The organism is Arthrobacter sp. MYb221, assembly GCF_002979835.1.
Taxonomy (GTDB): domain Bacteria; phylum Actinomycetota; class Actinomycetes; order Actinomycetales; family Micrococcaceae; genus Glutamicibacter.
Map to the genome: position 1 here is coordinate 57236 of NZ_PCPW01000005.1, position 21794 is coordinate 79029.

The window sequence follows — 21794 nt, forward strand, 5'->3', positions numbered from 1 at the left end:
GGCCGCCGATTGGCGGCCCCAATAATTTGAGGAGCACAACAATGGAACCAATCCGCATTGGCGTCGGAGGCCCGGTCGGGGCCGGCAAAACCCAGCTCATCGAGCGCATCACCCGCGCGCTGGATGGCGAGATCTCCATGGCCGCCATCACCAACGACATCTACACCATCGAGGACGCCAAGATCCTGGCCGCCAACGGGGTGCTGCCGCTGGATCGGATCGTCGGGATCGAGACCGGAGGCTGCCCGCACACCGCCATCCGCGAGGATACCTCGATGAACTCTGCGGCCATCGAGGAGCTGAAGGCCAAGCACCCGGATCTGCAGATCATCTTCGTGGAATCCGGGGGAGACAACCTCTCGGCCACATTCTCTCCGGAGCTGGTGGATTTCTCCATCTACATCATCGACGTGGCCCAGGGCGAGAAGATCCCGCGCAAGGCCGGGCAGGGCATGATCAAATCCGATCTGTTCATCATCAACAAGACCGATCTGGCCCCATACGTCGGAGCCGATTTGTCGGTGATGGAGTCGGACTCCAAGCAGTTCCGCGCGGACAAGCCATTTTGCTTCACGAACCTGAAAACCGATGAAGGCCTGGAGCAGGTTATTGGCTGGTTGCGCCGCGACGTGCTGATGACGGATCTGGGCTAGTGGCCGCTCCCACCGCGCGCCGCGCGCCGGCGCTGGCTCCCACTCCGTTCACCGGCCGGCTGGTCGGGGAGCTGCGGCTGCGCATCGGCCGGCGTTCGGGCAAGGACATCGCCACCGCGCAGTACCATCAGGGTGCCTTGCGGGTACTGCGCCCGCACTACCTGGATGACAGCGCGCAGGTCTGCTACACCATCGTGAACCCCGGCGGCGGGTACCTGGGGGCCGATCGCTACGGCATCGAGGTGGAGGTGGAAGCCGGCAGCAGCCTGCTGCTGACCACGCAGTCGGCCACCAAGGTCTACCGCACCCCGCAGGGCGAGGCCAGCCAGGAGATGCTGGTGCGCTTGGGATCCGGTGCGGTACTTGAATACCTGCCCGACCAGCTGATCGCCTACCGGGATGCCAGCTACCGCCAGGAACTGGTGGTGGATATGGCGGCCGATGCCTCGTTGGTGCAGTTCGAGATCCTCACCCCGGGGTGGAGCCCGGACGGCACGCTCTTCCGCTATGACCAGTTGCGGCTTCGCACGCAGGTGCGGGTGGAGGGAAAGCTGGCGGTGCTGGACAACCTCTGGGTGCAGCCGGGGGACCAGTCGCTCGACTCGCAGCTCTACCTCCAGCAAGCTACCCACGTGGGCATGCTGTTGGCGGTGGATGCGCGCATCGACGCGGCGCTGGTGGAGCAGTTGCGCGAGGTCGCCTACCGGATTGCCGGGCAGCAGCGCCAAGCGGTGCAGGTGGGCGTCTCGCAGACGCCTACCGCCGGGGTGGCCGTGCGCACGCTTGGCACCTCGACCGAGTCCGCCACCGCGGTGATGCTGGGCATCGTCAACGAGCTGCGTGCGCGCTTGCGCGGCCAGGGGCCGGTGAACCTGCGCAAGTACTAGCGCAGGTTGGGTTTAGAGCATGTCCGCGCGCAGCTGCGCCGCGGAGCGTGGCGAAAGCAGCCCCGGGGCCACATCGAAGACGGTCTGCGCGCCGGTGGTCCCGGCGCGGTTCATGCGGTACACCGCACGGGCATAGGCCACCAGCACGCTGGAGGTGAACTCCGGGTTGGAGCCGAGCGCCAGCGAGTACTCGATAACCTGCTTCTGCGCGTCGCTGGTAGTGCCCGAACGGATCACGAATCCGCCGTGCGGCATGTCCGAGTGCTCGGCCGCCAGCTGCTGCGCGTCGATGAAGTGCACGGTGGTGTCATACTGGTCGAAATAGTGCTCCATGCTCACGATTGCCTGGCGCACGGTGTTCTCATCTGCGCCGTCTTCAAGGACCACGAAGCATTCGCGCTGGTGCTTCTCGCGGGTGCTCAGGCTCGGGCGCAGCCCGGCGCGCACCTGCTCGATCGCCTCGGGGCTGGGGATGGTGTACTGCACGCCGGCGGCGACTCCGGGCACGCGGCGCACCGCGTCGGAATGTCCCTGGCTCAGCCCGCGGCCCCAGAAGGTGTAGGTTTCCCCGTCCGGCAGCAGGGCTTCGCCATAGACCCGGTTGATGGAGAACATGCCCGGATCCCAACCGGCGGAGATGAGCGCGGTCTTGCCCGCGGCCTTCGCCGGGGCGTCCACGGACTCGTAGTACTCCGGGATGCGCGCGTGGGTGTCGAAGCTGTCCACGGTGTTGAATAGCGCCGCCAGCCGCGGGCCCTGTTCGGGCAAGTCGGATTTGGAACCGCCGCAGAGGATCAGCACGTCGATATCGTCGACGTGCTCGGCCAAGACGTCGACCGAGTAGCGCGCGGCTGGCTGGGCCAGTTCGAGGCTCTGCGGGTCGCGGCGGCTGTAGACACCGACCAGTTCCATATCCTGGTTCTTGGAAATTGCGGCCTGCACGCCGCGGCCGAGGTTGCCATAGCCGGCTATGCCAATACGGATTTTCGAAGACATTAGAATCACAGTCCCTTGATCTGGCTTGAGAGCCGCGGTCATTGGCCGGCAGGAGGTGGCTCACTGGCCGGAGAAGAAGTGGCGAAAGGCGCCGGTGGCCAAGCGCCACCACTTGGGATTATTCCAAAGAAGCAAGCGGAACCCTAAACACCGGGCTCGCAGGCTAAATAGTGGGTCAAAGAGACCGATTGGCGCCGCTTCACACGAGGTCTGGTGCTCCCGGTGCTTTCCGGGCAGTGGCTAAAGGTGGCATAAATGAGCCGGGGAAGTCCAGTACCCGGTCGCAAATCGCGTGCAGGCCGACGGCGTCGTGCGAGGCCAGCAGCACCGCCGAACCTGCCGCCGCCTGCGCCGTGAGCAGCCGCAAGATCGTTGCCTTGGTCTGCTCATCGAGTTGCGCGGTCGGTTCGTCGCACACCAGGACCCAAGGGTCCAGGCTCAGCGCGCGCGCCAGCAGCACCCGCTGGAGCTGGCCATCGGAAACCTCCGCCGCGCGGCGTTGCAGCAATCCCGGGTCGAGCTCGACGCGCAGGCATAGCCGGTGCAATTGGTCGCGGTAGCGTTCGGGGCGGACCTTGATCGCGCCGTCGGCGAAGGCCAGCGGGGCCGCCAACAGGGCACCTAGACGTTGTCGGGGATCGGTGGCCGCGCGCGGGGACTGGGGCACGATGCCAATTTTGGTGCGGATTTCCAGCGGCACCGGGCGGCGCTGGTCCACCGGTTGCCCGGCGACCATTACCCGCCCGCTGGCGGGGGACTTCAGCAACGCCGCAATGTTGAGCATGGTGCTTTTCCCGGCCCCGGAGTCCCCTCGGATACCCACTACTTCGCCCCGCTCGATTCGCAGATTCACCCCGCGAAGCAGGTGCGGCGCACTCGGATATCCAGAGCAGACATCGACTAATTCCAGGCTCATTGGATCTTCTCCTGCCGCGTTTCTATGCTGCGCGCCACGCGGCCGTCTTGCACCACGCTCACCTCGTCCGCCAGCTCGGCGGCAAGTTCCAGATCATGGGTGACCATGACAACGGTGCGGCCCGCACGGGCCAGATCCTGCAGCACCTCGCCAAGCTGCTGCCGGCTTTGCGGGTCCAAGGCCGAGGTCGGTTCGTCGAGGAGAATCAGCTGCGCGTCGCCGAGCAATGCCAAGCCAAGCAGCACGCGTTGGGCCTGGCCGCCGGAGAGCTCATGCGGAAAGCGCATGCGCAATTGCGCATCCAGCCCGACCCGTTCCAAGGTCTGGCCCACCGCCTTGGCGGAGCTGCCGCGGCGCTGCCGGCGCAATTCGCGTCGCATCGTGGCGCCCACGGTGCGCACCGGATTGAGCGCGGTGGCCGCGGACCCCGGAACGAAGGCCAACCTCCCGCCGGTGGCATGAGGCGTGGTTCCCAACTGCAGCCGTGCCCCATGCAGAAACAGGGAACCGGTGGCCTGCAGCGCAGGCGGAAGCACCCCTGCCATGGCGCGCAGAAGCATGGTTTTGCCGACGCCGGAAGGCCCGAGGATGACGTTGACGCGTCCGGTTTTTGCCTGGTAGTTCAGCTCGTGCAGGATCTCGGTGCGCACCCCGGCCTTGGACTCGGACCAGAGCCGCAGGTCCCGGACCTCAATGGCGGGCTGGTTCGCTGCGGTGGGTGCGGATCCCCCGGAAGCGTTCTGCGGTGCCGGCCGCCGAGTCCGGGATCGCGAAACCGATTCGTGGGCCAGTGCGGAGAGCGCCGCGCTGAGCAGCACCAGCAAGCCCGCGGGGATCACCAGCAGCCACCAGGCTCCGGAGAGCACCCCGCCGCGGGCGTCTTCCAGGATGAGCCCCAAGGACGCCGCCTGCGGGGGCAGTCCCACGCCCAGGAAGGACAATGCCGATTCATGCCAGATGGCATGGGGCAGCTGCAGCACCAAGGCGATGGCAGCCTGGGGAGCTACCGCGGGGATCAGGTGATTTACCCAGATCGCCAGGGGCCGCGCGCCAGCCGCCCGGGACAGCGCCACATACTGTGATTCGCGTTCGCTGATCAAACGCGAACGGACAATGCGCGCGACCTGCGTCCAGTGCGTCAGCGCGATCGCGGCGACAATAGCCCACCACCGCCCGGGCCACATGGACAACACCACCACGCTCAGCAGCAGGTGCGGCACCGCGTTCAAGGTGTCCACCAGACGCATGGCGATCCGGTCGACGATTCCCCCTGCGTAGGCGGCCAGCACGCCGACTCCCACACCGATGAGCGTGGATGCGGCAGCGGAGGCCGCTGCCAGCAGCAGTGAGAGCCGCAGCGCCTGCGCCGAACGCACCCACAGGTCCCGTCCCAGCTGATCGGTGCCGAACAGGTGATCGAGGCTTGGCGGATGAAAGACGGCGCTGAGGTCTGCGCGGTGAACCGCCTGCGGGTTCAGCCACGGCACGCACACCGCATAGAGCACCAGCGCGCCAACTATGAGTCCTGCGGAAAGCTGTCGTCTAGACATCGCGCACCCGCGGATCCGCCAGGACGTAACCGGCGTCGGCCAACGCGTTGCCGGCAAAAACCATCAGGCAGGAACAAGCGGTGACGGCCGCGAGCAGGGCAAAATCTCCCGCCACCGCTGCATCGATGACGGCCGAGGCGATGCCCGGCCAGGCGAATACGCTCTCCACGAGGAGCGCCCCGGTGACTAGCTCGCCCAACCTGCTGCCCACCACGGTCAAAAAAGGCAAGGCCGCAACCGGCAATACCTCGTGGCGCAGGATCTGCGCTTCGGATACCCCGCGCCCACGCGCGGCGAGTACCGCATCCGATTCGAGGACCTCGAACATTGAGCTGCGCAGGTTCAGCAGCAGCCAGGGCAGGAGGCTCACGGCCAGGACCATCGCCGGAAGGATCAGATGCACCAGCACGGTGCCGGCGGTCGGGGCCGCTCCGGCCGAGGAGGCCCCGCCGGCGGGCATGCCCAATCCCAACGCAAAGATTGCGATGGCGATCAAGGCCAGGACGAAGGGTGGCAGCGCCTGGGCAGACTGCGCGAAGAGCACCACCGCCCGGTCCAGGACGCCCGCTCGGTGCCGTGCGGCCAGCCAGGCCAGCAGCAGAGAAGCCACGACCGCAAGCAGCAAACCGGTCAGGGTTAGCAGCGCGGTATAGGGCAATCGTTCAAGCAGTACCTCGCGCACCGGTTGCGCGTAGAGCCGGGAGAATCCCCAGTCGCCGTGCACGGCGTCTACTGCCCAGCGCCGCCACATGAGGAACCAAGGGGTGTCCAGCCCCAACTGTTCGTTCAGCGCTTCGCGCTGCGTGGCATCGGTGCGTACGTAGCGCGAGCCGAGATAGTTGGCTAACGGGTTGAAAGGAGCAACAGAGGCCAGCCAGAACACCAGGGCGGTGATGCCCGCGGTGACCGGCAGGGCCAGGAGCAACCGGCGCACGAGGATGCCTGAGGCGGTGCGCACCCGTAGCCGTTGGCCACCTGGCTGCCCGCGGCGCCGTGTCATTGCTTGCGGGTCCATTCATGGGTTTTTGCCCAAGGGCCCCAGGTGGTTCCGTGGTCGTGGGGTTCCAGGAGCAGCGAGGAGGTATTCCAGTGTTCGCTGACGTCGCTGCGCTGCACGTAGGTGTGGTCCAGGAAGGCGAGCAGGAGCATGGAAGGCTGCTGAACGTAGCGCTGCTGAACCTTCCGGTAGGCCGCGGACCGCGCGTCCGGGTCCAGATTGGTGCGTCCGATATGCAGCTGTTCGTCCATCTCCGAGTCGGCATACCGGCTGGGGTTGTCATAGTAGGCCCCGGCTTCCGGGTAGGAGGAATGGAGCATTTTATAGAGTTGGGTATCAACGTCGTAGGGGTCGTCGCCACCGCCGAGCATGATGGCATCTTGGGTGCTGCGTGGCTCGGCCTCGTCAAAGGTCGCTGCCCGAACATCCACCGTGATGCCGAATTCGGCTAGTTGCGCTGCCACCGCTAGGGAGAGGTCGCGGCGCAAGGTGTCTCCCGGGTTGTACAGCACGGTGAATGCCGCCTCGGCCCCGTCCTTGCTGCGAACCCCGTGCTCCGACTCGACCCAACCGGACTTGTCGAGCAAGGCGGCGGCGCGTTCCGGGTCATGCGCGAAGGTCGCCTTCGCCGCATAGTTCCGGCCGTATTCGGGGGAAACGAAGGTATATGCCGGCCGGCCGCTGCCATCGAGCACGGCGTCGATCAGCTGCTCGCGGTCGACCGCGAGGTTCAGCGCCAGCCGTACCTCGGGCTCTGAGGTGAACGGATGCTCCGCGGGCAGGGAGATGCCGCGCCAGTCCGCCGAGGTAGCGGTGAGCACCTCGTAGCCTTCGCGGCCGGCAAAGCTGTGGGCCAGCCGCGGAGGCAGCACCGTGCCGGTGAATCCTCCCGTGGCCAATCGTTGGCTCCGGGCGTTGTCATCGGGCGCCGCCTCATAGATTACCGGGGAGGCCTGGACCGGACCGGTGCGGTAATTCGGATTGGCGGTGAGCACCAGCTGCGCAGAGGAGAAATTCTCCACGACGTACGGCCCGGTGCCAACCGGCGTGCGGCTGAGCGCCGATTCGGCGACCGGTTTTGCCGGGTCGACGAGTTCTGCCGGGGCGATGCCGATCAGCAGCGAGGTCTTGAAGGACACCTGCGCTTCCTTGAGCTTAAAGCGCACGGTATGTTCGTTGGGCGCGGAGACGGACTCCAGGTTCTCCAAGCTGCCGGCAAGGGGCGAGGCGGTTCGCGGATCGAGGATCGCCTGGTAGCTGGCCACGACGTCTTGGGCGTCGAAGGTGGTGCCGTCGCTGAACTTGATGTCTTGGCTTAGCGAGATATCCCAAACCAGAGAGTCGGCGGAAATTTTTGGTTCTTTGGCCGCCAAGAGGGGCACGAGATTCGGAAGCTGATCCTGTTCGCCTTCGAGGGTGAACAGCGACTCGTTGATTTTCCCTAGGCCGTAGCTGTCGAAGCCGGCCAGCGGATTCAGGGTTTCTGGCAGCGCCGCGGTGAGCAGGGAGATGGGTTGCTCATCAGCAGCCTGTCCGCTGGCAGGCTGGCAGCCGGCGGTGAATAAGATCAGCGGAAGCGTCAAGAAGGCGATAACGCGGCTGCGGCTGTTTGGCGTACGCAGGGAGGATCCTTTCGCTACTCTAGGGTTGGGGGATATGTTCACAGGATACATGTGTCCAGCCGAACAGGTGTCACGCCGCGGGGACCGAAATTCGGGGGAGGAAGCGAATAGATGGAAAGCAAGCGCAGCCAGATCGCTGCCGATGCGGTCAACGATGCCCAACGACGCATTTCCCAGTGGGCAGAGGTGTTTTCCCTCTGCGCCGATCCGACCCGAATAAAAATACTTTTCGCCATTCATGCGGCCCCGGATTCCTCGGTGAGTCAGCTCGCTGCGGCGGCGGGGCTCAGCGCGAATACCGTCACCCAAGCCTTGGCGACACTGCAGCGGGCGCAGGTAGTTCAATCCACGCCTGACGGGCGTTTCCGGCGCTGGCGGCTAGTTCACGCAGGAGTTCACCAACTCCTGCACCAGATGGATGCGCCGCATTCCGAATTGCACCCCGAACACCTGCCGCCACAAGCCGAATAAGCACTCACATCGGCGTCCTCCGGCGGCGCTCGCCGGAAAGGCGGCCAGACACTTACTTGGCGGTCTGCTGGATATGGTCCAGATGCGCCTCGAGCTTGTTGCTGGCGCGGCTGAGGTGATCGGCCAAGGTGCTGGCGGCCCCCTGCGCGTCATGGGCCTCGATCTGCTTCAGGAGCTTTTGATGCTCCGCGGCTATATCTTTGGTGCTTAGTAGCGTGGCATCCTGCACGTGCGTCATGCACAACCGAATCTCGTCACTGAGCTGGGCATAGCTTGCGCTGGTGCGTTGTGAGCCCAAGGCATTGACCAGCGCAGAATGGAATCTGACATCGGGTTCCACGATCTGCACCGGTGAGGCATTGGATAGCGCGGTGATTTGCGCGTTGGCCTCATATGCTGCCGGTGGAACATGCCCGGTAGTTGCAAGCAGTCGCACCGCTTCGGCTTCGATGATTGCGCGCGTCCGGTAGATGTCTCGGGCGTCGGCCGAATTCAGCACGGTGACCCGGGCGCTCTGATGCGCGTTGCGGGTCAAGAGCCCGCTGGCCACCAAGTTTTCGAGTGCCGCCTTCGCGGTGGGTCTCGCCACGGTGTAATGCGCGGCGACGTCCACCTCGCTCAGCGCAGTGCCGGGGGTCAGTTCGCCAGCGAAAATTCTGCTCCGCAGATCATTGATGATCGCCTGGACTACCGAGACGACACCGAGCCTTGCGGGCATGGAATTCCTTTCAAGAAACTTGCTGACCCCTCGAGTATCCCACGAAAGGCACTAACATAGCATGTGTACTTGTTAGACAATTTTCTTATTCGGTAGGCTGGGCCTACCAACCGCACAGGAGCGCATCATGGCATTGAGCACGCCGGCACTCGGCGAAACCAAGGTTTCGCCGAGCATCCTTGACTTGGTCGCCGAGCCCGACCGCGTCAAAACCACGTCAATCGACCGGGTGGCATACGCCTCCGACGCTTCGCACTACCTCTACACCCCGCAGGCGGTGATCATCGCCAAGGACGCAGTCGAGGTTTCGCAGCTTCTTGCGGCCAGCATGCGCGCCGGCCAGCCGGTAACGCTTCGCTCCGGCGGCACCTCGCTCGCCGGCCAGGCGAGCGGTGACGGGTTGATGCTCGACGTGCGTCGAAACTTCCGCGGCATCACGGTGCTTGATCAGGGCAAGCGCGTGCGTGTGCAGCCCGGCGCGACGGTGCGTCAGGTCAATGCGCGGCTCTCGGCATACGGCTTCAAGCTTGGGCCAGACCCGGCCAGCGAGGCGGCCTGCACCATTGGCGGCGTGATCGCCAACAACTCGTCGGGCATGGCATGCGGTACCGAGTTCAACACCTACCGCACGCTGGAATCGATGACCTTTGTGCTTCCCAGCGGCACCATGATCGACACCGCTGCCCCGGATGCCGATGCCAAACTGGCCGCTGCCGAGCCGGAACTTGTCGCCACCCTCGAGCGCTTGCGGGACCGCGTGCGCGGAAATAAGGATTCCGTGGCGTTGATCGAAAAGCACTTTGCCCTGAAGAACACCATGGGCTACGGCATCAATTCCTTCCTGGACCACCAGACGCCGGCGGATCTGCTCGCGCACCTGATTATCGGCTCCGAGGGCACCTTGGCTTTTGTCGCCGAGGCGGTCTTCCGGACCGTGCCGATTCGCAAGCTCGCGATCGCCACCCTGGCGGTCTTTGATTCCTTGGATCTGGCAACTCGCGCGCTACCGGATTTGCTGGACTCGGGCGCGGCGACTCTGGAGCTCATGGACTCCACCTCGCTGCGCGTGGGCCAGAGCCTGCCCGGGGTGCCCGAGGCAATTATGGGCTTCGAAGTCAACGCGCAAGCAGCCTTGCTCGTTGAGTACCATGCGGACTCGGACGAGGAGCTTGCCGGGCTGCAAGGTGATGGGCAGCGCCTGCTGGACGCGGCCTCGCTTCGCGCCCCGGCCGTGCTTTCGGCCGACGCGGTGAACCGCCAGGCCGCGTGGAAGTTCCGCAAGGGACTCTATGCGTCGGTGGCTGGCGCACGCGTTTCGGGCACTACCGCGTTGCTCGAAGATGTTGCGGTGCCCGTTGCCTCGTTGGCCGAAACCTGCGGAAGCCTGCAGGAGCTCTTCGACGAGTACGAGTATGAAGATTCGGTGATCTTCGGCCACGCCAAGGATGGAAATATCCACTTCATGCTCACCGACCGCTTCGAGGGCGAGAGAGCGTTGAACCGCTACAACGCCTTTAACGACAAGATGGTCGACCTGGTGCTCTCCAAGGGCGGCAACCTGAAGGCCGAGCACGGCACCGGGCGCGCCATGGCGCCCTTCGTCCGACGCCAGTACGGCGATGAGCTCTACGAAGTCATGGTTCAGCTCAAGGCTGCCTGCGACCCACGGCTGATGCTCAACCCGGGGGTCATCATCGATGAAGACCACGCAGCCCACATCCGCAACATCAAGCTGAACGAGACCATCGAGGTTGAAGCCGACCGCTGCGTTGAGTGCGGTTACTGCGAGCCCGTCTGCCCATCCAAGGACCTGACGCTGACCCCACGCCAGCGCATCGCAGTGCGCCGCGCGATCGCCAAGGCCGAGGCCGAAGGCAACCAGGAGCTCGCCGCAGAGCTCGAGCGCGACTTCGCATACTCCGCGGTGGAGACCTGCGCGGTGGACGGCATGTGCGTCACCGCCTGCCCGGTGCAGATCAATACCGGCCTGCTGGTCAAGCGTCTGCGCCGCGAGGATGCGAACCCGGCGATGGCGGCCGGGTTCAAGGCCGCGGCCAAGGGCTGGGGCGCGGCAACTCGCGTCGGCTCGGTGGCGTTGAGCGTTGCAGACAAGTTCCCGGCGTCGCTGGTCCGTGGCGCCACCGACGTGGCCCGCAAGGTCGTGGGCAACGACACCATGCCGCGCTATGACGCAGATCTGCCGGCCGGCGGCAAGGCGCGCAAGCCGCTGACGGGAAATCTTGGTGCCGCGGGTACCGAGCCAAGCGCCATCTACCTGCCTGCCTGCGTGAACTCGATGTTCGGCCCTGGCGGCGAAGGGCAGGGGGTGGCTCCGGCCTTCGAACAGCTGCTGCAGCAGGCAGGCATTTCGGTGCTGGTTCCGGAAGGCATCGAATCGATGTGCTGCGGTACCCCATGGAGCTCGAAGGGCTACGAGGACGGGCATGCGGTGATGGCCCAACGCGTGCTCGATCAAGTCCACGCCGCCCAGCCGGCGTTTAGGCTACCGGTAATTTCCGATGCAACCAGCTGCACCGAGGGCTTCGCGCATACCTTGGAAGAGCACGGCTTTGAGGTAGTCGACCTGCTGGCCTTCACCTCGCGGCACCTGCTGGACAAGCTCCCGCAAGCCAAGCGGGTCGATTCGCTGACCCTGCACCCCACCTGTTCGTCAACGCAGATGGGCCTGAACGGTGATCTGCAGCAGGTCGCCGAAGCGGTCGCGGAAACCGTGCACGTTCCGGTGAATTGGGGTTGCTGCGCCTTTGCCGGAGACCGCGGCATGCTGCACCCGGAGCTAACCGCCTCGGCCACCGCACGCGAAGCCGCCGAGGTGCGCGAGCTGGACGCCAGCGCCCACGCCTCGTGCAACCGCACCTGCGAGCTGGGCATGAGCCGGGCTACCGGCAAGGACTACCGCCATGTAATTGAACTGCTGGCGCAAGGCACCGGGACCGCTTAGCCGCGCGCGACGAGGCGGACCGCGGACAAGGTGCCGATGGCGAAGACCAGGGTTGCGGCCAGCACCAGAGCCAGCGGTGCGTCCCAGCCCCCGGTGGTGGTATTGAGCCACCCGGCCAACGGCGGAGCGATGGTAGCCGCTACATAGCCTCCGCCCTGGATTCGAGCGGAGGCGGAGGCCGCCTGCGCATTTGTGCTGGTGATCCGCGGGATAAGCGAGAAGATCGCGGTGAACCCTCCACCCTGGGCGACTCCGCCGATCACCGAGAATGCAATGTAGGCCTCTGGTGCGGCCAGCAATCCCAAGGGCAGTGCAATCCAGCAGATGGCTACGACGAGCGCCGGAACCCAGGGGCCGGTGCGGGCGGCCAGCAGCGGAACGCCCAAGGCGCCCACCACCGCGGCGATCTGGAACAGCGAAGCGCTAGCGGCCGAGGAAGCAAGGGAAAGCCCCGCGGTTTCGGCCAGCAGCAACGGAAGCCAGGTGGTGGTCGCGTAGTAGGCGGCGGATTGGCCGCAGAAACCGAAGACCAGCAGGGCGGTCACCTTGCGGTTCCGGGATCTCGCGGCAACCAGCATCGCGGCGTCGGCTTCGGTCGTGGGTCGTTTGGGAGCAGGCTCGTCCGGCAACTCGGCGGACGTGGCGCCCGCGCGGCGCATCCGGAGAAGCAGCAGCCAGAAAACCAGCCCCAAGGCGGTGACAACCGTCCATCCGGCGATCGCGATGCGCCAGCCGAAAGCGGCCGCGAGCGGGGCGGTCCCGAGCAAGGTCACCATGGAACCGACATTCATGGCCGCGGAATACACGCCCGTCGCCACCGGGGCCCGCCGCCACGGCACGTCGCGGCGAATGATGACCGGAACTACGATGTTTCCCAAGGTTATCGCCGCGCCGATCAGCACCGTGCCAGCCAGCAGGAGCGGGGCAGAGCCCAGCGAGCGGATTATCGTCCCGACCAGCACGCCGACCAAGCACAAGATGACGGTGGCCTCGGCGCCGAAACGGCGTATGGTGCCGGTTGCCAGAGGCGTCGCGATGGCGAAAAGTAAAACCGGCAGACCCGTGAGCAATCCGGCTCCGGCGGCGCTGAGCCCGGTGTCGGATTGGATGTCGGCCATGACCGCGGTGGGTGAGATGATCGGCGCACGCAGGCTCAGCGCCAAAATGGCGATTCCGGCGATGACCCAGAGCAAGGCCCAATTCTTCTTGGCTGGGTTGCGATGCGTGGCGATCTCCTTAAGTACACGAGTCGGGGCTCACCTCAAACCCTAGAGCAGAAACGCTAGTGGGTCGGTTATTCCTAAATATGACGCAACAACACGAGGCCCCTTCTGCCCGCAGAGATCGCCCTCTGCCATCCGTGGTAACACAAGAGTTCGGCGCCAGCGGCAAATAGGTCGAGCGCCTTCGCAGATTTCGAAGGCGCTCGAGTATTCGACCCTCGCGGGAGGAAACAGAAAGCTTCTGTGGCTACCCAGCATTTGCCCCCAAAATAATGCAGATGCTGGGGCGCTGGCCACCTATGCGAGAATGGGCTGGAGACGACGTTAATCGATCTACCAGAACTAACGACACCGCAACAACTTGAAACTTCTAGCTACAACGATTTTAGCCAGCTAGCCGCTGCATCGGCAAGCGAAATGGTGGCGTTCGTACGAATCTGAGCAAGGTGAACAAGTGTGAAAAACCTGTATGATCAGGTCAAATAACACATTCTTGTTTTGGAATATATATAGAGGCATATCGGCCCGGGCTCACTCAGGGTGAAATGTCTTCCACGAAATGATCAAAGCTGACGGCCGGTTCCTACAATTAATTCACTAGGCGGAACAAATTACCGTGCGAAAACGAGGACCGTCGATGCGCCGGATTTCAAGGGGAAGCCCTGAAATCTGCGTTCGCCCTTGGCTGGCGTCGCAGGCGACTTGCGGCAATTGCGTCCTGACCGCAATGCGGGCCGGTCGGAGCAATCCGGCGCTGGTTCGATACGCGGCACGAGTCCCGGTCATTTGCTTGCCGGGTGCCACGAAATACTGCTCTGGCTGCATGTAAATTCGGGTTGCCATTTGCGGCAAACCGCCTGAAGCGGTGGGCAATCTTGGAAAATTCCCTGGTTCGAAAGGCTCCCCAAGTGGCATCAGCCCGCTCCATGGGCATGAATGGCGGTTCAAATTATCCTGAATACCACCTTCTCGGTGCTATTCACCCCTGCGATTCCTCGGTGGCCAGCACGTAGTCTGTAATCACATACGGAGACTAGGGAGAATCGAATGCGGATCGCGGTACTGCAAGCCGAGGCAACGGTGCTGAATATTGAGTCCAACCTCGCCTTGCTTGAGGATGCCGCGGCCCGCGCCTCCTCCGGAGGAGCAAGTATCCTGCTAACCCCGGAGCTTTTCACCGTGGGCTATGCACCCAAGTTGCTCCGTGCCGGCCTTGAAGAATCGGTGCTTCCTTCGGTGGTTGAACGGCTTGCGCAGATCGCGGCGAAGCACAAGATTGCGCTGCTTTATTCGTTGCCGCAGCGCGGCGACACCGGATGGCACATCACCTCGACCTTCGTTGATGATTCCGGGAAGATGCTGGCGAACTACGTGAAGGTGCACTTATTCGGCACTGAAGAACTGCAAGCTTTTGTTCCGGGATCTTTGGCAGCCACGGTGCTCGACTACCGCGGGATACGGCTTGGGCTGGCCATCTGCTTCGACATCGAGTTCCCGGAAGTGGTCCGCGAAGCAGCCGTCCGCGGCGTTCAGCTCTTGCTGGTGCCCACTGCCTTGGGGGTGGGCTATGAGCGGGTGTGCACCACCTTGGTGCCCGCAAGGGCCATGGAAAACCAGTTGTATGTGGCTTACGCAAACCACACCGGAACGCAGAATGGATTTGCCCTGGCCGGGACCAGCGTCATTGCAGGACCGGACGGTGAGCTGCTGGCCGGTGGCGGGACCGAACCGGAGCTGCTCTTTGCTGATATCAAGCCGCGGCATATTGCCGAGGCGCAAGCCCGGGTCCCGTATTTGAACGCCTCGAGACCTGACCTGTACCGACAGTGGGCTCAGGAGCGCCCCTAACTGGTCTTGATAAACGACAACGCCAGCAGCAGCTCCATCCGAATCGTGGCCTCGGTGAGGTCCACGTGCAGCAGTTCGCCAATCGTGCCGATATGCCGACGCACCGAGTTCCGGTGCAAGCTGACGGTGCTGGCCGTCAGATCCCACGAGCCATTGGCGCCCAACCACGCCCGCAGTACCGCCAAATACAGATCTCGACGCGCAGCCGGGAGGGCCAAGACCCCGGCAAGCCGCTGCTCTGCCAACTGCATGCTCGCTTCCTGCGGAAGCAGCGACGCGAAGGTGCGCGGCAATTGTGCCGCGTCCAGGCTCCGGCGTTCTTCGAGAATTCGAGGGAGCAGGGCCTTGGCCTGGATCGCCAGATCCCCAAGTGAAGAACCAGCTCGCTCGTCCACCGCTGCTGGGTGGCTGAATGCGGCCAGGTAACCTGCGTCTTCGAGCCGTTTGAACAGGTGCGGGTTCGGGGCCGCTTGCGTAAGTGCCAGGAGCTGTTCGCCGGAGGAGGACACCAGCCTTGTTTCCAGCAAGGAACGCAATGTGGTGATGTGGTGGGCGAAATTGGATTCGGGATCCGGACTCTGCTGGGCGATGGCGGCCACACGGATCTGGCGTTGCGCACCACCGGTGCTCTGGATCAGCAGTCGCAGCTGCTGCTCATCGAGTGCGCTACGCGATCCCAGCAGCAGGCTGCTTGCAAGCTGCGTCGGGGCGAACGAACCTGAGACCTTCTGCCTAGCCACGACTTCCAGCAATCCGAGCGCGGTAGCCACCAGATTATGCTCCACGGCCGTGGGGGTCTGCGCAAAGCTTGCCTGCAGGACGCCCAGCAACGCCGCCTGGCGGCGCCCGGGGGCCACCGCGCGAATCGGGAATCCAAGATGCGTGCCCGTCGAGTCCTGAAGCAGCGCAAATTGTTGGCTGCCGTCGGACTGTGTGGCCTGCTCGTACAGCAGTTCAGTTACTTCGGAGGAGAGCGTGGGGCCGTCCGGAGCGCAGGCAGAATAGCGCAGCCGCAGGGTGCTGCCGAAGAGGCGGACCGTGCACTGGGCACGCTGCGAAAGCGTCGCCACGAGCTGCTGTTCGGGGTTTCGATCCGAGACGCAGCGGATGAGCGCACGGTTCGCTTCCGCATTATTGCGCAGCAGGGCCGCACCGTCGGCTTCCAGGAGCTTGGAAAAGGCGATGCCCACCGCGGCGAAGGGAAGGCTGGCCGGTATCTCCCACAGCGTCAGATTAAAGCGCTTGCAGGCTCGAATTACCGTTTTCGGGATCTCGGTGAAATAGGGTTCCAATCCGAAACCCAGGGCGCTGACCTTCGCTTCGGAAAGCCGGTGAATGAACTCATCCACCTTCTGCTGGTCTTCTTCGACGCCGACTAGGGGAAATCCGCTGGTGAGAATCAATTCGTTATCCAGCAGATAATCGGTTGGGTCATCCATATCGCTGGGTTCGACCCAGCGCAGGGGGAGATCCCCGGAGTCGTGGACCACTCTCACCTCGCCCGGCAGCTGGCGGAGGAAACGGCCCATGCTCATCGTATTTCCGGGGAGCGCCGTGAGGTTTCGAGTCGATCCAGGCGCTTGCCCATTAGGTGCATTTTGTCCCATGTTCAATAATATTAGTTCAAAAACGCCTCCCCTGAGATGTGACTCACAGCCATAGGGTTGAGTTCGACAGAAAATTTCTCCCCAGTGAGGTTTCAGCATGAACAGCACCCTCGAAACGATTGATCGGCCAAGCACTGCCCTCGGGCCGCAGCTGCGCCGACGCAAGTCGATCAGCAGCATGCTTCGGGAAGCGGAGACGAATTCGGGACATGGCCAGCTGCGCCGTTCGCTCGGCGTGGTCCAACTGACCATGATCAGCATCGGTGCGACCATGGGTACCGGCATACTGGTGATCCTCGGTGCCACCGTGCCGATCGCCGGCCCGGCCATCTGGATCTCCTTCGTGATTGCCGGCGTGACGGCTCTGCTCTCGGCGGTCTCCTACGCCGAGATGGCGGGCATGGTCCCGGTGGCCGGATCGAGCTATTCGTATTCCTATGCGACCATGGGCGAAGGCATCGCCTGGATCTGCGGATGGTGCCTCGTGCTCGAATACGCGGTCTCGGTAGCCGCGGTGGCAGTCGGCGCCGGTGAATACGTGAACGAGACGCTGCGGGCCTTCGGCCTGGAACTGCCCACCGCGCTGGCTGGCGGACCGGCCGAGGGCGGCGTGGCAAACCTGCCTGCACTGATCGTCGTGGTGCTGGCGACGCTGCTGCTGGTGCGCGGCGCCAAGGAATCCGCCTGGGTCAACACGGTGGTTGTCATCATCAAGGCCAGCATCCTGCTGCTCTTCTGCGCGGTGGCATTCAGCGCGTTCAACGCAGGAAATTTCGAACCGCTCCTGCCGATGGGCGCCGCCGGAGTGACCGCGGCCGCTTCGACGGTGTTCTTCTCCTACATCGGATTCGATGCGGCGTCCACGGCCGGAGAGGAAGCGGTAAATCCCAAACGCGACATGCCGCGCGCCATCCTGTGGTCCATGCTGATCGTCACCATCACCTATGTGCTGGTAGCCGTCTCCGCTATTGGCGCACGCGAATGGAACTGGTTCGAGGGAACCGAAGCGGCGCTCGTGCAGATCATCGGTGAAGTAACCGGCCAGCCTTGGCTAGTGCTGCTCTTCGCGGTCGCCGCGGTGCTGGCCATAGCCTCCGTGGTGCTCACGGTGCTCTACGGGCAAACCAGGATTCTGCTGTCGATGTCCCGTGACGGACTGATTCCCAAGACCTTCGGCGAGATCTCTTCGCGTACCGGAACGCCGGTCCGCGGAACCCTCATTACCGGCTTCCTGGTCGCGGCCACCGCCGGCTTCATTCCCCTCGGTGCGCTGGCGGATGCCACCAGTATCGGTACGCTCTTCGCCTTTGCGCTGGTGGGCGTCTCGGTGATGTATCTGCGTCGCAGGCAGCCGCTGGCGCCGCGGACCTTCCGGGTGCCCTTCTACCCGCTAACCCCGATCCTCGGCGTTGCCGCCTGCGTGTTCCTGATGAGCCAGCTCGGACCTGACACCTGGTTCGTCTTCGGCATCTGGATGCTTGCAGGCATCGGCATCTACCTGGGCTACGGGCGCAGCCGCTCCCGGCTGGGCCAATTATCCAAGAAAGAATACATCGCCAGCCACATCGGCGAACAGTAGCAATTTTCCCTATACTCCAACTAATGGCACGAACCAAAGGAAACGCAGGACACTCCCATGAGCACTTTTGAGACCGCAGCTACCTCATCTTCCGGCACCGCGCCACAGACCGATGGCAGCATCAATATGCTCAATCCGGACTTTCCGTTCGGCTACGACCTCTTTCTGGCGCACCCCGACGGCCTGGGAAGCGTGCCGGCGGAGCTCTACGGCACCGAGGTGGCCGTCATTGGCGCCGGATTGTCGGGGTTGGTCACCGCGTATGAGCTGATGAAGATGGGGCTCAAGCCAGTGATCTTCGAAGCGGACGAAATTGGAGGCCGGCTGCGCACCGCCAGTTTCCAGGCAGCACCGCAGATCACCTGCGACCTTGGAGGGATGCGCTTCCCGGTGTCCAGCAAGGCGCTGTTCCACTACATCGACGAGCTGGGGCTGGAAACCTTCGATTTCCCGAACCCGCTGGCGGAGCCAACCGGTTCAACCGTCATAGAGCTCAAGGGCCAGAAGATCTATGTGGAAGACCCGGACGACCTGCCGGTCTTCTACCGTGAAGTGGCCGAGGCGTGGAAGCGTGCCCTGCAGGATGATGCCCAGTTCGAGCAGATGCAGCAGGCCATCAAAGCCCGCGATACCGCAAAGATCAAAAGCATCTGGAATGATCTGCTCGACGAATATGACGAGGAAAGCTTCTATGGATTCATCGCGAATTCCCGGGCCTTCAAGGAAGCCGGCTTTGAGCACCGCGAGGCCTTCGGCCAAGTCGGCTTCGGCTCCGGTGGCTGGGATACCGACTTTCCGAACTCCATCCTGGAAATTCTTCGTGTGGTGTACACGGATGCCGATGACAACCACCGGGGTCTGAGCGGCGGCGCCGCGAAACTCCCGCATGCCCTGTGGAACCACGGGCCACAGGAGCTGGCCCACTGGCCTGCGGGCACCTCGCTGGCCTCGCTGCATGGTGGCGCGCCGCGCGGGGCCGTGGCCGAGATTCGGCGCTCGCAACGGAAGGGTTTCGGCGGCGCCCAAGCGATCGAGGTGACCGAGCGCTTCGGCAGCAGCCGCACCTTCGGCGCGGTGGTCTCCACGGTGCAGTCCTGGCTGCTGTCCACCGGTATCAAAACCGAAGAGGGGCTATTCCCGGCAGAACTGTGGACCGCTATCGAGCGGAGCCATTATATGCAGTCATCCAAGACCTTCGTCATGGTAGATCGTCCGTTCTGGAAGGACCGCGATCCAGTCACCGGCGAGTACCTGATGTCCATGACGCTCACCGACCGGTTGAATCGTGCCACCTACCTCTTGGATAACGGCGAGGGCCAGCCGGCGGTCATTTTGCTCTCCTACACCTGGAATGACGACGCGCTGAAGTGGCTGTCGCTGCCTGCCGAACGCCGCATGGAACTCATGCTTCATTCGCTGGAGAAGATCTACCCGAATCTGGACATCCGAAGCCACATCGTGGGTCAACCGATTACGGTTTCATGGGAGGCAGACCCGAACTTCATGGGTGCATTCAAGGCAAACCTGCCCGGGCACTACCGGTACCAGGAACGCCTGTATACGCACTTCGACCAGCGGGAGCTGCCCGCCGAACACCGCGGGATCTTCCTGGCTGGTGATGACGTGTCGTGGACTGCGGGGTGGGCCGAGGGCGCGGTGACCACAGGGCTGAACGCCGTTTGGGGTGTGCTCCAGCACCTCGGCGGCCAGGATGCCGCGCAAAATCCTGGCCCGGGCCAGTTCCTTGACGAGCTGGGGCCGATGAAGCTGAAAGACGCGGACGAACTGGTTTCCTGATTCGAGCGCCCGGGGATGAATCGTCCCCGGGCGCTCGGTGTCCCACCTCGTGGCAACGCCCGGCTCCAGCTAGCGCAATCGGTGTGGCATGGCCTATGCTGATTCCTGTCAGGAGCCGCCTCATAAGGCTCCGGCGCTCTCAAAAGGGGCGATACCCGTTGCCGAAAGCAACTGGTAACGGCAGACATATATGGAATTTTCTTTAGTTTTCTTCAGGAAAAGAGTCCATTATGTCCAGCGTTTCAGCTGCCATCGCCCATGCCCTTAAGCCGATTGCTCCACAGATCTTTGGTCTGATGGGCAACGGCAACGCACACTTCCTCGATGCCGCCGTTCGCGCAGGCTTTAGCTACACCGCCGTGCGCCACGAGTCCGCAACGGTGTCCGCCGCCGATGCCTACTTCAGGATTTCAAACCGCCTCGCTATCGCCTCGACCACGTACGGCGCAGGTTATACCAACGCCGTCACCGCCTTGGCCGAGGCTGCGGCCGCGCGCACTCCATTGCTGCTAGTTACCGGCGATGCGCCGACGACCGGTTTGCGCGGTTGGGACGTTGACCAGGCCGCCATCGACTCCGGTGTGCGGGCCGTGCGCTACGAGGTGGACCGGCACACCCCGGGCGCAACGGCTCTCGCCGCGGCCGCCCACGCGCTGCGCGAACAGATCCCGGTGGTTCTGTCAATCCCCTACGACCTCGCTGCGGCCCCAAGCCTCGAAGTTGAACTGCCCGAGTTCAACAGCTTCCGCAGTGTTCCTCCGGCGCCTGAACTCAATGCAACTCAACTACGGGCCATCACCGACCTGCTTTTGGCCGCCAAACGCCCGCACATCCTCTATGGTCGTGGAGCCATCGACGCGGCAGCGGGTATTGCCGAACTTGCCGAACGGCTAGGAGCCACCACCTCGGGAACCCTGCTGGCCCGCGACCTGTTGGACTACCCGTACGATCTGGGAATCACCGGTGGCTTCGCCACCGAACGAAACGCCGAAATCATCGAACAGGCCGATACCGTGCTGGTGCTCGGGGCCGGACTTAATCAGTTCACCATGCGCTTCGGGGAGCTGGTGAACGTCGGAGCACAGGTAGTGCAGATCGATCTTGCGGCCAGCGCCACGAGTCCGCGAGTGGATTACTTCGCCACCGGAGACGTCGCCGCCGCGGTTAAAGGTCTCCTGGGCACCGTGGGCGCCCAAGATTCGGGATGGGCCGGCTCGATAAACCTGGGCTCGGTCCGCGACCGCCCGCGGGGGGAGGCGCGCGCCGCGGACGGTCTGCTCGATCCGCGTCGAGTGGCCAGTGAACTGGAAGAGATCTTGCCCCAGAACCGGGTGCTGGTTCAGGACGGCGGGCACTTCATCGGTTGGGGGCCCATGTACTGGTCAACCTCCGGGGCGCGATCGCTGACCTGCGTAGGCACTGCTTATCAGTCCATTGGCTTAGGCATTGCATCCATGGTCGGCGCGGGGGCAGCGGCCGAAGGCCGCACCGTAGTGCTAGCCGCCGGAGACGGCGGATTCCTGATGGGCCTAGCCGATCTCGAATCGATCGTGCGCACCATCAGCAGCGGAGTCATCGTGATCTACAACGACTCAGCCTACGGAGCGGAGGTCCACCAATACGGATCCATTGGCCTGCACGAGGATCCAATGCTCATCCCAACGGTCGACTTCGCGGCACTCGCCACCGCGGTGGGCGCAACGGGCATTCGCATCGACTCGCTGGCCGCTTTTTCCAAGGTTCGGCAGTGGGTAGATCAAGGGGCGAAGGGAATATGTCTGGTGGATGCGCGGATCTCACCGAACGTTCGGGCACCATATATGGAAGAAATACTGGTCGCGAACGCGCGGGCCGCCGCGGCGCAGGCATCACAATCCGATTAAGATGCTGGATTATGAGTGCTGATTCGGCGTAGGGTTGCAGAGTGCGCAAAGTCTTAGTAGGAACGGCAAGCCTAGGTTTGGGAGC

General features: G+C 63.8%; 16 protein-coding genes. 8 read left to right on the forward strand and 8 right to left on the reverse strand.

Going from position 1 to position 21794, the window contains the following annotated elements; all coding sequences use genetic code 11:
- Positions 1–41: 41 nt before the first annotated feature.
- Positions 42–653 (forward strand): urease accessory protein UreG, encoded by a 612-nt coding sequence (ureG, locus tag CQ015_RS07880; protein ID WP_105553624.1) that lies wholly within the window; start codon positions 42–44, stop codon positions 651–653.
- The gene (locus tag CQ015_RS07885; protein WP_258138058.1) at positions 653–1540 is read left to right on the forward strand and encodes an urease accessory protein UreD; all 888 of its coding nucleotides are present in this window, start codon (positions 653–655) and stop codon (positions 1538–1540) included. Before ureG ends, CQ015_RS07885 begins: the two co-directional genes overlap by 1 nt.
- A gap of 12 nt (positions 1541–1552) precedes the next feature.
- Here CQ015_RS07885 and CQ015_RS07890 read toward each other — a convergent pair whose 3' ends face one another.
- The 5 genes from CQ015_RS07890 to CQ015_RS07910 all read right to left on the reverse strand — a co-directional run bounded on the left by CQ015_RS07890 (position 1553) and on the right by CQ015_RS07910 (position 7582).
- Positions 1553–2536, reverse strand: coding sequence for a diaminopimelate dehydrogenase (locus tag CQ015_RS07890; RefSeq protein WP_105649794.1), 984 nt, complete (start codon positions 2534–2536; stop codon positions 1553–1555).
- A 199-nt stretch (positions 2537–2735) separates the two neighbouring features.
- Entirely contained in the window at positions 2736–3452 is a 717-nt protein-coding gene (locus CQ015_RS07895) for an ATP-binding cassette domain-containing protein (protein WP_105649795.1), read from the reverse strand.
- The gene (locus CQ015_RS07900) at positions 3449–5002 is read right to left on the reverse strand and encodes an ABC transporter permease subunit (protein ID WP_105649796.1); all 1554 of its coding nucleotides are present in this window, start codon (positions 5000–5002) and stop codon (positions 3449–3451) included. Before CQ015_RS07900 ends, CQ015_RS07895 begins: the two co-directional genes overlap by 4 nt.
- Positions 4995–6002, reverse strand: coding sequence for an ABC transporter permease (locus CQ015_RS07905; RefSeq protein WP_105649908.1), 1008 nt, complete (start codon positions 6000–6002; stop codon positions 4995–4997). Before CQ015_RS07905 ends, CQ015_RS07900 begins: the two co-directional genes overlap by 8 nt.
- Positions 5999–7582: an ABC transporter substrate-binding protein gene (locus CQ015_RS07910; protein WP_258141575.1), complete on the reverse strand. Its 1584-nt coding sequence runs from the start codon at positions 7580–7582 to the stop codon at positions 5999–6001. Before CQ015_RS07910 ends, CQ015_RS07905 begins: the two co-directional genes overlap by 4 nt.
- Positions 7583–7732: 150 nt before the next feature.
- Here CQ015_RS07910 and CQ015_RS07915 point away from each other — a divergent pair, with 150 nt between their 5' ends.
- The gene (locus CQ015_RS07915; protein WP_105553619.1) at positions 7733–8092 is read left to right on the forward strand and encodes a helix-turn-helix transcriptional regulator; all 360 of its coding nucleotides are present in this window, start codon (positions 7733–7735) and stop codon (positions 8090–8092) included.
- A 52-nt stretch (positions 8093–8144) separates the two neighbouring features.
- On the opposite strand, the gene CQ015_RS07920 is transcribed toward CQ015_RS07915, so the two are convergent.
- Positions 8145–8810 carry a GntR family transcriptional regulator gene (locus CQ015_RS07920; protein WP_105553618.1) on the reverse strand — a complete coding sequence of 222 codons (666 nt, stop codon included), beginning with the start codon at positions 8808–8810 and terminating at the stop codon, positions 8145–8147.
- 127 nt (positions 8811–8937) lie between these two features.
- Here CQ015_RS07920 and CQ015_RS07925 point away from each other — a divergent pair, with 127 nt between their 5' ends.
- The gene (locus tag CQ015_RS07925) at positions 8938–11772 is read left to right on the forward strand and encodes an FAD-binding and (Fe-S)-binding domain-containing protein (RefSeq protein WP_105649798.1); all 2835 of its coding nucleotides are present in this window, start codon (positions 8938–8940) and stop codon (positions 11770–11772) included.
- Here CQ015_RS07925 and CQ015_RS07930 read toward each other — a convergent pair.
- Positions 11769–12965: a CynX/NimT family MFS transporter gene (locus CQ015_RS07930; RefSeq protein WP_105553616.1), complete on the reverse strand. Its 1197-nt coding sequence runs from the start codon at positions 12963–12965 to the stop codon at positions 11769–11771. The two genes, CQ015_RS07925 and CQ015_RS07930, sit on opposite strands and share 4 nt — an antisense overlap.
- Before the next feature lie 1077 nt (positions 12966–14042).
- Between CQ015_RS07930 and CQ015_RS07935 the strand changes: the two genes are divergently transcribed.
- Positions 14043–14843: a carbon-nitrogen hydrolase family protein gene (locus CQ015_RS07935; RefSeq protein ID WP_105553615.1), complete on the forward strand. Its 801-nt coding sequence runs from the start codon at positions 14043–14045 to the stop codon at positions 14841–14843.
- Here the strand turns inward: CQ015_RS07935 and CQ015_RS07940 are convergent.
- Positions 14840–16450, reverse strand: coding sequence for a PucR family transcriptional regulator (locus tag CQ015_RS07940; RefSeq protein WP_181150376.1), 1611 nt, complete (start codon positions 16448–16450; stop codon positions 14840–14842). The genes CQ015_RS07935 and CQ015_RS07940 overlap by 4 nt on opposite strands.
- 97 nt (positions 16451–16547) lie before the next feature.
- Between CQ015_RS07940 and CQ015_RS07945 the strand changes: the two genes are divergently transcribed.
- The 3 genes from CQ015_RS07945 to CQ015_RS07955 all read left to right on the forward strand — a co-directional run bounded on the left by CQ015_RS07945 (position 16548) and on the right by CQ015_RS07955 (position 21709).
- Positions 16548–18029: an amino acid permease gene (locus CQ015_RS07945; protein WP_105553613.1), complete on the forward strand. Its 1482-nt coding sequence runs from the start codon at positions 16548–16550 to the stop codon at positions 18027–18029.
- A gap of 126 nt (positions 18030–18155) precedes the next feature.
- Entirely contained in the window at positions 18156–19826 is a 1671-nt protein-coding gene (locus CQ015_RS07950; protein ID WP_105649909.1) for an NAD(P)/FAD-dependent oxidoreductase, read from the forward strand.
- Positions 19827–20056: 230 nt separating this feature from the next.
- The gene (locus tag CQ015_RS07955; RefSeq protein WP_105649800.1) at positions 20057–21709 is read left to right on the forward strand and encodes a thiamine pyrophosphate-binding protein; all 1653 of its coding nucleotides are present in this window, start codon (positions 20057–20059) and stop codon (positions 21707–21709) included.
- Positions 21710–21794: the final 85 nt, after the last annotated feature.